Origin of the sequence: Photobacterium sanguinicancri, assembly GCF_002265265.1 — a bacterium.
GTDB lineage: Bacteria > Pseudomonadota > Gammaproteobacteria > Enterobacterales > Vibrionaceae > Photobacterium > Photobacterium sanguinicancri.
This window is the reverse complement of record NZ_NOIF01000001.1, coordinates 1-15,902: the sequence shown is the minus strand read 5'-3', so window position 1 is coordinate 15,902 and position 15,902 is coordinate 1. Positions and strand designations below refer to the sequence as shown.

The window sequence follows — 15,902 nt, the reverse complement described above, 5'->3', positions numbered from 1 at the left end:
CATGAAAAATCCTTTATTTACACGAAAAATCAGCCCGCTAGATAAGCTGTATTTGGTTTTCTCTACCATAATGACAACCCTGCTTGGGCTGGTGTTGCCGTTCTCTATTCTGATCATTTTTGACCGTATTTTACCGAATCAATCCACCCATTCGCTTATGCTGTTGTTTGGGATTATTCTCACCGCTATTTTCCTGGACTACCAATTAAAACGCCAAGAAGAACATTTGGTATCAGTGATAATGAAACGCTTTGAAAGCCAGTTAACCAACCGCGTTTTCATGGCTATTTGTTCCGCCAATATCGAGCGTTTTAATCGCTTGGAAATGGGGGAATACTTAGAGCGGATCGCTACGATCCCAGACATTAAACAATTCTTTGGTGGTGAATCGATTAAAGCAATGATCAACGGTGGTACCAGTGCCATAACTATCTTGATCATTTTCCTCATCAATATGTGGGCAGGGATTGCCTTAATACTGGCATCGACCATTTTATTGATTGCTGCACGTTATTTAGCGAAAAGAAGGGTCGAGATCTTATCTCAGCGTTCAGATATAGAAGGACTGACCAATTCAAAAATCATCGAAATTGTCTCTAATCCGCTCGATATCAAAAGCCGTACTATGGAGTATCGTGTCGAAAGTGTGATGGTCGAGATGATTAGCGAACGCGAAACCCAAAGTATTGCGTATGAACGCCTCGAATCGTCTTTTAATCTGACTCTCAACCTTATTCAGCAGCTCTCCGTGGCTATCGTGGTTGTATTGTGCGCCCGTGCAGTTATCAACCTAGAAATTAGCCAAGGGGTAATGGCGGCAGTTATCTTGCTGACCAACCGTTATTTTGCCCCTTACCAACAAGTCATGCGTACCCTAAGCCGCTGGCGTGTTAATCAACTCAACATTACGCGTATTGCGGAATTGTTAGCGTTAGAATCTGCGCGCACTCTCCCTCAAAGCCACCTTTCACCACAAGCACCAATTTCATCACAAGTGTCTTGCTCAGCACAAAACCAGAACCGTGAGCAAACACTCACACCTTCAAACACTGATACGCTTTTTGCGGGTAAACAGCCCATTGCAGCTATCACAGTTAATAACACAGCGTATGTACCCAATCAGCTAACACTGGCAACTGGATACATTCATTTGCTAACAGGGCCCAGCGGCAGTGGTAAGAGTCACTTGCTGCGCTGTTTAACCCGTGACACACACGACGATTGTTTTCAGATTGAGGTTAATCAGCAAGCATTTGAAAGTATTGAGTACACCACATGGCGTAATCACATTATTAAAGTCGATAAGAATACCTCACTGGTGGAAGGCTCCATCATCGACAACCTGACGTGTTTTCAATCTCACCTCAATAACGCGGCTTTTGCATTGTGTGAAAACCTCGCCATTAAAGACAAAATTAATGGCCTCAAAAATGGCTTTTATACTCAAATATCTAGCCAATCACAGTTGCCTTTTTCGCGGCAGGTTTTATTCGCGCTACTGATCGTGCGAGCACTACTAAGTAATAAGTCAGTCTTAATGATCGATGATATCGACATGGTGTATGACGAAAAATTTGGCCGATTGTTACTGGCCTGTATCGCCCCAAAATCAAACAACTTTATTTGTATAATTGTCAGCAACAAGCTCGGTCAACTCGACACTCGTTTGGTTAAACATAAATTTGATAAGAAGGTCGCCGCATGAGTGTATTGATTGATTTTAGCAATACCGAAGAACGGCTGAGCGATTTTGGTTCTGCCAAATTTAAAAAACGTTATAACAACTCACCCTCCATTTTAGGGATCGCCTACACCTTAATAACGCTACAGTGGGAAGGTACACCAGATATTCTAACCGATGCCTTTGTGCCCCAAGCCAAAGACATAGACAGTTTTTCGAGTACTTTAACGCGGCTGGATTACGAGTGTAAAACACGCCAGCTTACATCGATGACAGAATTGAGCCGTATTTCCGTGCCCGCTTTTGTCGAGTTCAATAACGTCTGTACTATCTTCCTTGGCATCGAAAATGGATTAGCTAAGCTGTTCGATTATCGTAACAACGTCTTAATTGAACATACTCTTACAGACGATACCTGCGCCGTGTGCGAAATTTCCGAATATTCAAAGATTTTTCGCGAACCGCCACCAGAGTCACAAGATAAATCTAATTGGATTAAGTACGCTTTCTATCGCTATAACAATGAAATGAAAAGCTTGATGCTCCTTAGCTTGATCATCAATATTCTTGGTGCAATGCAGCCTTTTTTCATTATGGGCGTATACAGTTTCGCGCTTACATCTGGCTCTGAAACCACGTTATTTTGGCTTGCTGCTCTTGCGATTTTCTTAGCCGCTTCCGAGTATGGTTTTAAACGACTTCGGATGAATATATTGGCGACATCAGGTAAAGATCTGGCCACTCACATCTCAAAACATGTCATCAGCAAGTTGCTTTGGCTGCCCTACTCTATGACCTCTTCGGCCGGAGTCTCTTCCCAGCTTGCTCGATTAAAAGATATCGACCAACTCCGTAAGCTAGTCACCGCGGAATCAACCCTTAGCTACTTTGATTTGCCTTTTGTGATTATCTTCATTTTAGCTATCACGATTATCTCAGGATCTGCGGCGCTAACAGTACTCGCGGGGATCGTACTCATGCTGCTATTTTGTGTGTACTCACGCTATATCTACAACCAAGCCACATCAAAAAGCTCGCGCGCGAATGCGATGGTGTCTTACCAATGGAATGAGCTACTGCGTAGTATCAGTACCATTCAAGGCTTACCGTTATTGCGGGTGATCCGCTCTCGCTTTCATGCGGCACACAATCAGAGCCTTGAAGATGCCAAAGGTGTATCGATCACCAATGGTAGAATTCAATCTATGGGACAAGGACTCATTCAAGCCATAGGCACCGCCAGTATTGTGACCGCGGTACTCGGTGTGATGGCAGGTAAAACCGACGCCGGTGCGATGCTGGCAATCATTATTTTGGTGTGGAAAGCCCTTGGGCCAATTATGGGGATATACAATGCCATTACTAAATTCAAAACGATTAAAGCTGCCAGCGCCCAAATCAATGCGTTAATGTCATTAAATGATGATCGTACTCAGCTTGAAAATAGCCCACCGATTCGTCAATTTAAAGGCAATATTACGGTTAGCGGCCTGACGCATCGCTATCAAGGTTCACCGACAGGGCTCACTAACCTTGCTTTATCCATTCCTGCTGGCGACAAAATATCGATATCTGGCATGTCTGGTTCAGGGAAAACAACCTTACTGAGTATCTTGGCTGGGCTTGAAGAACGTTATCAAGGAAATGTGTTAATTGATGGATATAACATCAAGCAATTCAATAACTTTCGCTATCGTAAAGCAATTAACTATATTCCTTTTAAACTGCATATCTTTGAAGGTACGCTGGAATCTAACTTCATTATTCATGATGGAGTGATCGCGCGGCATCAGATGGAAGAAATTATCGATTTCTTCGATTTACACCCTTGGTTACCGCAAGGGCTTGAGACCAACATGACCTCAGAATATGTTGAGCAGCTACCCAATGGTGTGCAACAGTTATTGCGGATAGCACTGGGGCTGGGTTGTTGTGATCAAGGGGTGATCATCATCGATGAACCGTTTGTCGGTTGCGAAAAAGAGTACGTAAAATACATTAATAAACTGTTTACGGAAAAGTTAGCGCAGGCGACCGTCATATTCACGACCAACGACAAGTCTTACATCGCAGCATCGAGTAACTGCTTGCTACTCGATAATGATGGTTCACAAAAATACTTTGGTTTCCCAGACAAGGTAATCCAAACCATTAAGAGCTAATTTCTTTAATACCTAACTAAATCACTGTAACAAAAAAGACCGCAAGTTCAGCGGTCTTTTCATTTTTAGCTTTGCTCATACGCAATAAGGTTACTTTGCCATATTATGGATGACAGATACATTACATACGATGAACCGCACAAATCTTGTTACCCGCAGGATCGCGTAAGTAGGCAATGTACAGCTTCATCAGACTGCCTTCACGCTCGCCAGGGGGCTCTTCACATGTCACGCCACCGTTAGCGATACCTGCCGCATGCCACGCATTAGCCATATCGGCATTTTCCACTGAAAAGCCAATAGTGCTGCCGTTGCCGTGAGTCGCCGACTCGCCATTAATCGGCTTCGTTATTGAAAAAACACCGGTCTTAGTGACATAGAAACAACGACCTTTCTCATCCATCATCCCTGGTGCGTAACCCAACTCGGCAAAAGTCGCATCATAGAATGCTTTCGACTTCTCCATATCATTGGTACCTACCATCACATGACTGAACATAGCAACTCTCCTTGTGATCTTTATATTTATTTATTAATTTTTTCATGAGCTTAGCTCATCAGTAACCAAATCGCGACACCAAACATCATGCTACCCGCTATTCGATTCATGGTTTTCACGTTTTGTTGATTCATCAACAATCGGCGTAATGCCTTGCCACCACTGGCATAAATCGACATACAAACAAACTCAGAAATCATAATAATGCTCACCAACAACGCAAGCTGTGGAGCAAAATCCAGATCTGACTGAATGAAAGGAGGTAGTAATGAGATCATAAATGCCCACCCTTTCGGATTAGCAATCGCGGTAATGAACCCCTGTGCGACTAAGCCTAAATTCGATGCTTGAGATGTCTGCAACTTGTCATCACTCAGTGCCATCTTGCCCTTAGACTGCCACATTTGCAGGCCAAGATAAGCCAGATACATCGCACCTATGGTTTTGAACACCACGAACAGCCAAGGCATTTTGATCATAATTGCAGCTATGCCCAATACCGCACTGATTGCGACTAATGCCACACCCACCACTTCACCTAGCATCATCCACAGCGTTCGACGAAAACCAATGCTCATCCCCAGCCCTAAAGCCAACGTCATGCACATACCCGGGGTTATCGACACAAAAAAGAAAGTTGGAATAAACACCAACAACACACCGTATTCCACTCTTATGCTCCTGCGAGTGACTAATTAAAAGCACTGTAACGGTATTTTGCTTGTTAACCAATAGCTAAGAGGTATATCAGTAACTGTCTTTATAACAGTGCATATAAAATGCAGGGATAAATACAAACACCGCTTTACACATAACGGTGTAAAGCGATGCTTTCATTTTCACAGTTATCTAATAGAAACGAACCATTATAAATGGACTAGAGTTAGTCATTGAAAATGAACAGAGCCCTAGCACAACCTTTAATGGTGATAAGTCACGAATCCAACAAAAATGCCTCGTAACTATTCCATACCGCGTTTGATTAATTTATTCGAAGTGAATATCCATCAAGCTTCTCGGTTAATCAGCAGTAAAGAAAGACAACCGACATAAGACAATAAGAGTGTCAATTCACCGCAACAATAGTAGGCCATATACAAAGGCCCATCGCAGCTTTCAAGTAAAGCAGCGATAAGCCTTGAGGGGATTAACTAACTGAGCCACACTTCACACCCGAGATACGGCAACTACAAGCATGTGCTCACAACTTACAAACAAAAACACCGCAGAGTTATAGTCTCTGCGGTGGCTTCAAACTAGGCTACTTCGTTAAGCTTATCGAGCTTATCTAACAAGACTTCTTTCTTGAATGGCTTAGCCACATAATCATCCATGCCCGCTTCAAAACACTTATCAATATCTTGGTCGAGTACACTCGCAGTTAACGCAATAATTGGCAAACGAGATTTTTCGTTTTGCCCTTCCCAAGCACGAATGGCTTCTGTTGCGGAGAAACCATCCATTACTGGCATCATGCAGTCCATCAAAATGGCCTTAAACTGCTTACCTTGCGTTATCGCATCGACGGCCTCTTGACCATTATTTGCTAACTCAAAATCGTAGCCCGCCTTTTTCAAGAAGAGTGATGCGACTTTCTGATTAACAAGGTTATCTTCAACCACCAGCACCACATCTTTCACGCTAACGGCCTCATCAAGAACAACGCCAAGTGAAGCTTGAATTTTCTTATGATGCTCTTGCACTCTTTTCAATGCTTGACTGGTCGCTTTCACTAAACGGCGACCAAACAATGGCGCACTAATCACACCATCAATGTGAGTACCAAAATCATACTGCTCGTCGCTATGGCTGGTACATACTACGACTGCGGCAGGTGATTTCACCGCTTTAATTTCAGCTATGGTATCTATAGTGCGGATCAGAGAACCCTGACAGAACAGGATCAAATCATAGTAATTTGAAGAACGATCTACATTGCTCATGACCGTTTCAACATCCACGGAAAAGCCATGCTCTATACACTGCTTTTTCAATGCGTCAGCGTAACCGACTTCGTTTGTCACTAACAGTGTCTTCACATTTTGTAAACTCGCTACTTTCGGCGCTTGTGCCTTTACAATATCGACATCAATAGTGAAGTAGAAAGTACTACCTTTTCCTTTTTCAGAATCTAGCGCTAAGTCGCCATCCATTAACTCTACAAGCTGACGACAGATCGCCAGCCCTAAGCCCGTACCGCCAAACTGACGAGTGATCGAACCATCTTCTTGCGTAAACGGTGCAAAAACTTGGTCCTGCTTGTCTTTCGCAATACCAATGCCTGTATCGATAATTGCAAAACGAATAGCAGCTTGACCGTTGTCTTTCATCTGCTGGGTGACCGATAACGTCACCGAGCCCGATAAGGTAAACTTCACGGCATTCGACATTAAGTTCATCAGTATTTGACGTAAACGGTGTTCATCTATCATGGTTAATGCCGCAACGTCAGGGGCAATATCGACTTTCAATGCTAGATTCTGCTCAGAAGCTTTTGCCATCACAATCGACATAGTATCGTAAGCCACCTCACGCACGTTACATTCCGTCGGTGCGATAACCAGATTACCCGATTCGATTTTAGACAGATCCAAGATGTCGTTAATCAACAACAGTAAGGTTTGTGAAGAGGTTTCTACAATTTGCAGGTATTCAGACTGGGAAGGATTAAGGTCGGTATCTGACAGTATTGATGACATACCAATGATGCCGTTGAGCGGCGTTCGAATTTCATGCGACATATTGGCAAGAAAAGCACTTTTCGCCACATTGGCATTTTCAGCTTCCTCTTTTGCTAACACTATTTTAGCTTGGTTATGGTATCGCTCATCAATCAGAATATTCAGTTTTTTGGTAAAAACAGTGAATTCATCACGCCCATCTTCTTCGACCTTCACCATGACATCAGTCGATTCTTCAATTCTCGACATCGTGTTAATCACGCGCCCTAAATACTGAATAATACGCTTAGCTAGGTTCACCCCAAGAATACTTAGTACAAGCAGAGTCAGTAAAATCGCGCTGGTAAAAATACCCGTTTTCACTTTAGCACTGGCTATCGTTGTATGAATTTCAGACACTAACTGCTGACTCACTTCGCCAACAACGAATTGAATCAAGTTATAGCGTTCATCCAAAGCTTTCAGCCCGACACTAATCGCATCTTGAGAGACGCCGCCACCGAGTAAGCCTTCCCGTAAAATATAGCTATTAGCAAAAGCAGGATCTGAAAATGTTTTTTTAAGCAATTCGATTTGCTGTGGGTCGGCATTAATAGAGATAAAACGATCAATATAAAGTTGCTGATTTTGAATAACACTAACGAGCTCAGGTTTAATATCTTCGGCTATATCAGGCATTAGCAGCAACTGGCGGATAAACCAATTTTCTTGTTGAGACCACAAAGATAACCAGTTGAGCTGGTATAAAACACCAAGGTTTTGTTCCACTTTTTTATTATTAATTGTCAGTGGTGACTTTTCTAAACTGGTGAATACGCCATTAAGGGTCTCATCAATCCATGCCGACCAATCGAGTAAATCATCTTGTTGCGTCTCAGAAAACTCCGAAACAGCATCAGCTAAATCATCCATTAACACATTGGCTTTTTTTGCTTCTGGTGCTGTAAATGCATCTGGAATGAGTAAGCGTATTTTTTGGACCTTTTCATTAAGGATGTTCGACATAGAATTGTCATTTGGGCTCAATGTCTCATTTTGCATACTTATTTTTGCCAAATGTGCTTCAGACAAAAAGGAAGAAGCCTCACTCAATAACATGACACGCGTATTAAGCATGTTTAACGTATTAACGTTTTTATAGAGACTTTGAATCTCTAATCCTGCAAAAATCGTCATAAAACCAAGTGGTAAAATGACTAAAACGAGCAATCTCGATTTAATCGAAACCCGATTCAAAAGGCTCATATCTTCTCCTTGAACGTGAACCTGAACACCTTTTTAAAATGTCTATTTGTAGTTACACAAGCGTCAACTATTATCAATATTAGGACTAATTCAGGATGAATGGTAAATAATTAATGAATAACGGACTCAACCTAAAACCTATTGTGATGAAGCTCGTAATTGCTAGCTTTTCCATTGGGTTATCCCTTTCTGCATTTGCCAATAATAAGACAAGCGAAGATGTCGAGTTTGCTGTTTTTTCAATGAACAAAGACATTCCTCAGCTCAGTAAAAGCAAGGCAAGAATGCTATATAAAGGCAGAACAAAAAAACTAAACGGCAGCATCAAAATCGTTCTGGTTGATCTACCAGAGAACTCCATACATAGAGAAGAGTTTTACGACATGCTTTTAGGCAAGTCAGTATCACAAATGAATGGATACTGGGCATCACTGTCTTTCTCTGGCAAAGGGAAACCACCAGCAGAACTCAATAACGATGATATTAAGGACATTCTTGAGTGGCTCAATCAAAACCCTAATGGGATTGCCTACGCGCCAATTACGGCTGTCCCTGAGAATGCCAACATTCTGATCACTGTCTTACAAGGAGAGTAAGCATGAACATAAAATATACCCTTCTTGTCGCAGCAGCCATACCCTTACCTTTATTTGCTGCTATAGATATTACCGATGACTTTTCAATTAGTGGCTTCGGTTCAACTTCCATTGCCAAGTCAAATAACACAACGCCTTTGTTTATTCACCGTGAAATTACGGACGATACTTGTTACGACTGCGACACCATTTTTGGTATCCAAGCAGATTACACAATAACGGAAGCACTCAATGCATCTTTACAAGTTGTAAAGCGCCCACAAGATAAATGGTCAGACCCTGAAATTGAGTGGGCCTATTTAAGCTATGAGATAAATGACCTCACCTTCAACGGTGGTCGGTTACGCTTGCCGCTATTTTTAGCCTCTGAGTATTACTATGTCGGCCAAGCCTATACGTGGGCACGTCCACCGCAGGAGGTGTATGACAGTATTCTTGGATTTACCTTCTACGATGGTTTCTCTTTACGCTGGGAAACATCAATCTCCGATGAACTAACCGCGTCGGTAATGCCATTTTATGGCTTTGGTCGTGAAAATAAGACCAAACTAGGCACGTTCGAGCTTATATTTGAAACGGATTATATGGCAGGGCTATCAGCTGAGCTCACAGGCTTTAATTACCGTATTCACTCGGCATATATGCACACCAAGTTTGAACAAAACGGTGCAGCTTCTGAGAAGATGAATATCTTTACTTTGGGTGGGGAATATTCTCTCGATCAGTGGCTATTCATGGCTGAGGTCGAACACGATAAATTACAAACTAACTGGTATGTGTCTGCAGGTTATTCTTATGACGCCTTTACGCCTTATATAACATACGGCCAAAGCCATGACCGTCGATACTCTAAAAGTGTAACGGCTGGGGTGCGTTACGATGTCACACCACAAATATCACTGAATGCGGAATGGCAAGGTGTCTACTTACCGCAAGATCGCTACGACCAAGGCAAAGATGGGCAATTTGTGATTCCACCAATAGCCTTACAAGAAGATAAAGATGTACAAGCCTATACGCTAATGCTGAATTTTGTTTTCTAAATCTCAGTCATCGCGAACAACATAACTACAAGTAATAAAGCCCAGCGTTGGCTGGGCTTTGCATATGGCATTTGAGGATAAGCTAGATTAATGGCTCTTCATGACAACCACGGGTCGCTGATCCACCGTGATGATGTGGGAATCAACATCAAAAAGATCCCAAATCAATTGCGAGGTAATAGCGTTACTTGGGTTATCAAACGCGAACAACTCGCCCCGATGCAAGGCCGCAATTTTATCGGCATATTGAATTGCGAGGTTCAAATCGTGGATCACCATTAATACGCAGGCATTGCTGGTTTTAGCATAGTGCTGGACATAGTTAAGCAAGCGTAACTGGTTTTGCATATCCAGCGCCGATGTCGGTTCGTCAAGCAACAAGACTTTAGGCCGATTTATGATCGCTTGTGCCAGTCCCACCATTTGGCTTTCACCACCCGATAAATCAACACAGTTTTTATTCGCTAAATGCAGGATCCCCATCTCTTCTAAAAGAATTAATCCCTTTCGTGCACTGTCTTTTTTCGCCATTAACGACGTCGAGTCAAGATTGAGCGTGGTGATCAATAGCTCAATCACAGTAATACTGGCACTGATACGATGATCCTGCGGTAAGTAGCCAATATCATCCAAGGTTAAAGGCCGATCACAATACTGAATTTGCTGAGACTGATGCGGTAACTGCTGACGTAGCAAGGTGGTCATTTGACGTAATAGGGTCGATTTCCCTGCCCCATTTTTACCAATTAATGCCACCATTTCACCATCTAATATCGTCGGGATAGTGAGGTTATTTAAGACACTTTGTCTACCAAAGGACACTGATACTTGGCTGATCGTTAGGCTCATCCGAAACGCCCTCCCTTCTTGATAATCAGAAAGATGAAGAAAGGAATACCCACAATCGACATCACAACTGTCAGTGGCAAAATAATCCCCGGCATGATCGATTTACTGGCAATAGAGGCCAGTTCCAACAAAACCGCACCGACCAGAAAAGATGCCGGTAAGAAGAAGCGCTGATCTTCGCCCAATACCATCCGTGCAATATGCGGTGCCACTAAACCAACAAAACCAACCGCACCGACGAAAGACACAGAGAGCGACGTGATCACAGACACTAAGAATAAGGTTTTCATCCGTAGCGCCTTAACATTAATTCCCATGGCTTCTGCACGTTCAGTACCTATTTTTAGGCTCGATAAACGCCATGCATCTTTCATCATGATGACCAAGACAATCGGTAGCACAATTGCCAATATGCCTATTTTCTCCCAGCTACCACGGTCTAACGAGCCCATTTGCCAAAAGACTAAGGTTTGCAACTGTGTCTCACTGGCAATGTACTGCATCATGGTCAACAGGCTATCGTAAGCAAACATGACGGCAACACCAAATAGCATCACGCCTTCAATCGAGACTCTTTTCGCTGAGGATATGCCAGCGATAAGCAAGGTTGTCAGAAGGCACATCACAAATGCCATGACAGCGATTTGGTATTGCTCGGGGATAAAAGGAATCGCCACAACATTGGTGATCACTAAAGATGCACCAAACCCAGCAGCTGCAGAGACACCGAAAGTATAGGGGTCAGCTAAAGGGTTATTCAATGTGGTCTGCATTTGGGCACCAGCCAAGGCGAGCGCACCACCGACAAACGGTGCCATCAGCGACATTGGCATTCGAATATCCCAAACAATGATTTTGCTGGCTATCGCACTATGACTTGGATCGAAAATAGCTTGAATGACTTCGGTGAAGGCCAGTCCCTGTGAGCCAATGAATACATCAGCAATCACGCACACTATGCTCAGAATAAAAAAGGCTGCTAACGCAACCTTCTTTTTATTATTGCGCGCAAGGTGAGCATTTAACTCAAGTTGCAAGGCATTCACTTCGTCATTGCCTCTGCGTTATTTTGACCAAACAGACCACTAACGTGGCGGTCACCAAACTTTAGGTTCATCTCTTCAAATGTTTTTTCTGGATCTAATGCCGTGAAAACGTCAGGGTGCAGCCATTTAGCAAAATACTCCATGGCAACCAGGTTGTATGGCGAGTTATAAAACGGCATGTAAATAGAATACACATTGTTATTTTGATAGGCCGTTAACGCTTTCAACCAACTGCGATCCATTAAACCTTGTGTCGCTTTCTGAATCGCTTTTTCATTTGGCTGATAACCCAGTGGAATCCCATGTGTAGGTTGACCATCTTTATTGATCCAGCCTGTTGTCTGCATGATATAGACATCAGGCTGTGCCGTAATCACGGTTTCTGGTGACATTTGCCCAGTATTCGCGCCTTTCAACGGCTTGATCGCAATGTTGGTAGCTTTTAAGAAAGGAATGTATGCGCCCATGTTGCCTGTGGCAAATGTACGGCAACACGATGCTTCATAACCCGCAGCACGTTCGATGAAAACACGCTTGGTTGTTGCTTCAGGGTGTTGAGTCAATGTGTGCTTTATTGCGGCAACATGCTGGTTGTAATAATTGGCAAAATCGTGACCTTTTTCTGCACGATTAACCGCATTCGCAACTACTTCAACCGATTTAACCGTATTTTCTAGTGGGTTTTCACGAAAATCAATCGCGAGGGTTTTGATACCAGCGTGCTCGAGTTTTTCTAGTAAGCCTTTCTCTTGTGCCAGCTTGATATTAGAAACATCAACGATAAAAAGGTCCGGTTTGGGTTTCAGATTAATGAAGCGCTCGGTATCAAACTCCCCTGATTTAATTTTGCCAATAACAGGCACAGTATCCAGTGATGGATACTGCTCAAGATAGTTTGCATACATGCTCGGGGCAGACATGCGCATGTCATCACGTGCTGCGACAAGATGCTTCGCTGCATCTTGCTGGTAAATAATTTCTAATAACGGGAAGACACGAGCAGAGGATAGCGCGATATGTTCAGGCTGATGCTCAAAAGTGACGGTTCTACCTGCAACATCGGTAACGGTTATAGGGTAATCAGCAGCGAAAGTTGAAGCAGAAAACAGCGAGCCAACGGCGATAGTAAGTATTGTTTTAGTTATGTTGAGCAAAGTGAATATCCTTCGAGGGAATTTTATTCACGAATAGTAATGAGAACAGTTATTGTTATAAATGCCATTTATTGCAATGTAAGTCTACGCAAAAGATCCCCTATCACTCCTTTATGACACACCCCATCAACATGGTTCCTACATAATGACTACCATCACCACTGTAAAACAATTGCATATAGGCATATCTCAATTCGTATCTCTGCTTGTTCACACTTTTATTCTGTCGAGCAGCAATTAGCAAGTTAACGGCAGGTTTCGGCTAGTTATCCCCCCTCCTATCAATCAGTATTAAATGCAATCACAACACGTAAACCCGTATACAGGTGGGTGTTGCTATAAGACCTTGAAATAGGGAACGAAAATGCTAACAGGATATTGGTCAGTCGATGCGTTTATAGTGGCAAATCTTGTACTATGTGTGGTGGTAGCTGGTATTTATGGCTATTACCAGATCACCGGTGGTGGAATGCTTTGCGACCAGCCTAATGATATTAATCAAAGGAGCAAGTCATGAACACCAAAACATTGGGCTACACAACCATGATCGTCTCAGCGGCACTCATGGGCTGTGTGGGACTTTTTGCAAGGAATATCAACACCAGCGGCGATGTTATCGCTTTTACGCGAATGACAGTTGGAGCAATCTGTATTTTTGCCCTCATGTACCATCAAGGCAAAATACACCTGATTAAAGCCACCAAACTTTCACCCACTGTTGTTTTAAGTGGCGCATGCTTGGGGCTATGTTTAGCGGCGTATGTATCATCAACCCAATACACTACACTCGCTAACGCAGTTTTCCTCATCTACACAGGTCCAGTCTTTTCCACCATCCTAGCGGCTGTGTTCCTCAAAGAAAAAATATCGGCGCTCACTGGCGGCTTACTGACCGCCGTCTTCATTGGGTGTTTATTTATCATAGGGATCATCAGTTACGATGCAACCAGCGGTTTAACCATGTCTTTGTCTTTCTCTAAAGAGACCTTCATTGGCGATATGCTCGGGTTAGCGTCTGGTTTTGGTTACGGTTTATACCTATTCTTTAGCCGCTACCGCACCGATGTAAGTTCTGATTCTCGCTCTTTCTTCAACTTTACCTCTGGCGCACTTGCTATCGCAATTTGCTTCATGGTTAATCCGCCATCACTGGCAGAAATGGATGCCTCTTCTTGGGTATGGCTACTCGCAATGGGCTTCTTCATTGGCTTTGGTGCCCTTACGCTACTCACCATTGCAGCCAAGCACTTGAAAGCCGCTGAACTAGCCTGTGTCTCTTACCTTGAAACCGTCGTGGGCGCAGGTATTGGTATCGCCATGTTTGGTGAGTCACTCACCATGTTGCAAACAGTCGGTGGCATCTTAGTCATCGGTGGTGGTATGGGCGAAATCGTCATAAGCATGGCAAAAAAACGTGCTTCCATGAAAAACGCATCAGTTAACGGTTAAGGATAACGACTATGATCACCTCATTGAATTGGGTACTGCTCTTGGTGACGGTGATCATCATGGTTGGACTCGCACTGTTTAGTAACCGCATCATGAAAACGCGTAAAGGTGAGGGCGGCTTTTTACTAGCCGCCAACTGCCTAGGCCCTTTCATTGGTGCGGCCACCATTGTCGCAACAGGATTTTCTGGGTGGGGCTTTATGGGCTCGCCCGGTGTTGCCTACAAATATGGTGCAATCGAATTACTCGGTAACTTTTTTTTCGCGCCAGCCATGGTGTTTGCTGTACTGTTCTGCGCACGCTTTCTTCACCAGAAAGCACAATCTGTGGGCAGCCTAACCATTCCAGAATATATTGCACGTAGTCATCAAGGACCTGAATCTGCAAAACGCTTCACACAGGCTTTTGCGGCTGTTATTACAATTTTACTCTTAATGGTATTTTTAGTTGGTCAGATAAAAGCGCTTGGTTTATTGGCTGGCCAATGGTTAGGGATTGATGATCAGAGTGCTTCACTGCTTATGGTCGGTATCATCATTCTTTATACCTCAATTGGTGGATTAGCGGCCGTTGCATTTACCGATGCCTTTATGGTGATAGGGATGTGTGTATCGGCTTTGATTATTGTGGTGACTATTTTCGCGGACTTATCACCCAGTGAATTGATCACAGGGTTAAATGCCATAGACCCGCACCTGTTAGCGCCCGACAACTCAGGGCCTTACGGCTCAACCCCTTGGCACGTATTTATGGTTTTACCTTACGCCTTTATCTACAGCGCCACTCTACCTTATATGTCAGTTCGTTTTATGGCACTCGCCAAGACCACTAAGCTACACCATGTCGCCGCTTACATGACACCGATTGCGTGTTTACTCAGCCTTGTACCACTCGCAGGTTTATACACTCGCTTAAAAGTGCCTGGTCTTGAAAACCCTGATCAAGCAATGCCTGTTTTTCTTGCTCAATTCCTTTCACCATCAGTTTCAGCCGTTGTCACACTCTTTATTTTGTTTGCTATGAAATCTACAGCAAACTCTGTCCTGCATGCCATCGCAGGTTCGGTTTCACATGATTTACGCCAAGCCATTTGGCCTAATTGCCGCTTATCAGATAAAGCCTTACTCATACTCAACCGTTCTTCTGTGTGGTTACTCGGTGCTACAGGCTTTTTCGCCATGATTTATGCACCACCTTTTATGCTATCTATGCTGGCTATTTTAGGATCAGGTACCCTAATGGCCGCCCTTGTTGCCCCAACTCTATTAGCGCATTTCATTCCGGCGAATATCTACGCAGCACTGTCATCAATAGTTGTAGGTTTTCTTACAGGGCTCATATTCTTCTTGTATTTTGATTTTGGCTGGGTTGAAGCTCCTCTTTATTCATCGGTATTAGCATGCTCAACTTACTGGATTACGGCTAAAGCTTTTAGTCATCAAGAAGATATTGTTTCAATATCATCAAGTCATTCATAATGTTCAGCTTTACTATTAA

Annotated in this window: 12 protein-coding genes; 6 read left to right on the top strand and 6 right to left on the bottom strand. The window is 43.3% G+C overall.

Annotation, left to right across the window (positions count from 1 at the left end; all coding sequences use genetic code 11):
* Position 1: 1 nt before the first annotated feature.
* Together ASV53_RS00060 and ASV53_RS00055 are read left to right on the top strand one after the other, a co-directional pair.
* Positions 2-1,705 carry an ATP-binding cassette domain-containing protein gene (locus ASV53_RS00060; protein ID WP_094955640.1) on the top strand — a complete coding sequence of 568 codons (1,704 nt, stop codon included), beginning with the start codon at positions 2-4 and terminating at the stop codon, positions 1,703-1,705.
* Positions 1,702-3,843 (top strand): ATP-binding cassette domain-containing protein, encoded by a 2,142-nt coding sequence (locus tag ASV53_RS00055; protein ID WP_094955639.1) that lies wholly within the window; start codon positions 1,702-1,704, stop codon positions 3,841-3,843. Before ASV53_RS00060 ends, ASV53_RS00055 begins: the two co-directional genes overlap by 4 nt.
* A gap of 121 nt (positions 3,844-3,964) precedes the next feature.
* On the opposite strand, the gene ASV53_RS00050 is transcribed toward ASV53_RS00055, so the two are convergent.
* The 3 genes from ASV53_RS00050 to ASV53_RS00040 all read right to left on the bottom strand — a co-directional run bounded on the left by ASV53_RS00050 (position 3,965) and on the right by ASV53_RS00040 (position 8,268).
* Positions 3,965-4,342 (bottom strand): VOC family protein, encoded by a 378-nt coding sequence (locus tag ASV53_RS00050; RefSeq protein WP_062692322.1) that lies wholly within the window; start codon positions 4,340-4,342, stop codon positions 3,965-3,967.
* A gap of 50 nt (positions 4,343-4,392) precedes the next feature.
* A complete protein-coding gene (locus ASV53_RS00045) occupies positions 4,393-5,013 on the bottom strand; it encodes a LysE family translocator (RefSeq protein ID WP_062692320.1) in 621 nt (206 codons plus the stop codon).
* Between the two features lie 585 nt (positions 5,014-5,598).
* On the bottom strand, positions 5,599-8,268 hold the full coding sequence (locus ASV53_RS00040; RefSeq protein WP_094955638.1) for a hybrid sensor histidine kinase/response regulator: 2,670 nt from the start codon (positions 8,266-8,268) through the stop codon (positions 5,599-5,601).
* A 113-nt stretch (positions 8,269-8,381) separates the two neighbouring features.
* Here ASV53_RS00040 and ASV53_RS00035 point away from each other — a divergent pair, with 113 nt between their 5' ends.
* Positions 8,382-8,864 carry a hypothetical protein gene (locus ASV53_RS00035; protein ID WP_094955637.1) on the top strand — a complete coding sequence of 161 codons (483 nt, stop codon included), beginning with the start codon at positions 8,382-8,384 and terminating at the stop codon, positions 8,862-8,864.
* 2 nt (positions 8,865-8,866) lie between these two features.
* Positions 8,867-9,907, top strand: a complete 1,041-nt coding sequence (locus tag ASV53_RS00030) for a porin (protein WP_062692311.1) — start codon at positions 8,867-8,869, stop codon at positions 9,905-9,907.
* Positions 9,908-9,994: 87 nt separating this feature from the next.
* Here ASV53_RS00030 and ASV53_RS00025 read toward each other — a convergent pair whose 3' ends face one another.
* Genes ASV53_RS00025 through ASV53_RS00015 form a run of 3 tightly spaced genes read right to left on the bottom strand, consistent with a single transcriptional unit; the run spans position 9,995 to position 12,947 of the window.
* Entirely contained in the window at positions 9,995-10,756 is a 762-nt protein-coding gene (locus tag ASV53_RS00025) for an ABC transporter ATP-binding protein (protein ID WP_094955636.1), read from the bottom strand.
* Positions 10,753-11,802, bottom strand: coding sequence for a FecCD family ABC transporter permease (locus ASV53_RS00020; protein ID WP_094955635.1), 1,050 nt, complete (start codon positions 11,800-11,802; stop codon positions 10,753-10,755). The genes ASV53_RS00025 and ASV53_RS00020 overlap by 4 nt, the downstream gene beginning before the upstream one ends.
* Complete coding sequence (locus tag ASV53_RS00015) at positions 11,799-12,947, bottom strand: ABC transporter substrate-binding protein (RefSeq protein WP_094955700.1); 1,149 nt, start codon at positions 12,945-12,947, stop codon at positions 11,799-11,801. The genes ASV53_RS00020 and ASV53_RS00015 overlap by 4 nt, the downstream gene beginning before the upstream one ends.
* 522 nt (positions 12,948-13,469) lie before the next feature.
* Here ASV53_RS00015 and ASV53_RS00010 point away from each other — a divergent pair.
* Positions 13,470-14,405 carry a DMT family transporter gene (locus tag ASV53_RS00010; RefSeq protein WP_062692307.1) on the top strand — a complete coding sequence of 312 codons (936 nt, stop codon included), beginning with the start codon at positions 13,470-13,472 and terminating at the stop codon, positions 14,403-14,405.
* Positions 14,406-14,416: 11 nt separating this feature from the next.
* Positions 14,417-15,883 carry a sodium:solute symporter family protein gene (locus tag ASV53_RS00005; protein ID WP_062692305.1) on the top strand — a complete coding sequence of 489 codons (1,467 nt, stop codon included), beginning with the start codon at positions 14,417-14,419 and terminating at the stop codon, positions 15,881-15,883.
* The last annotated feature ends 19 nt before the right edge of the window (positions 15,884-15,902 follow it).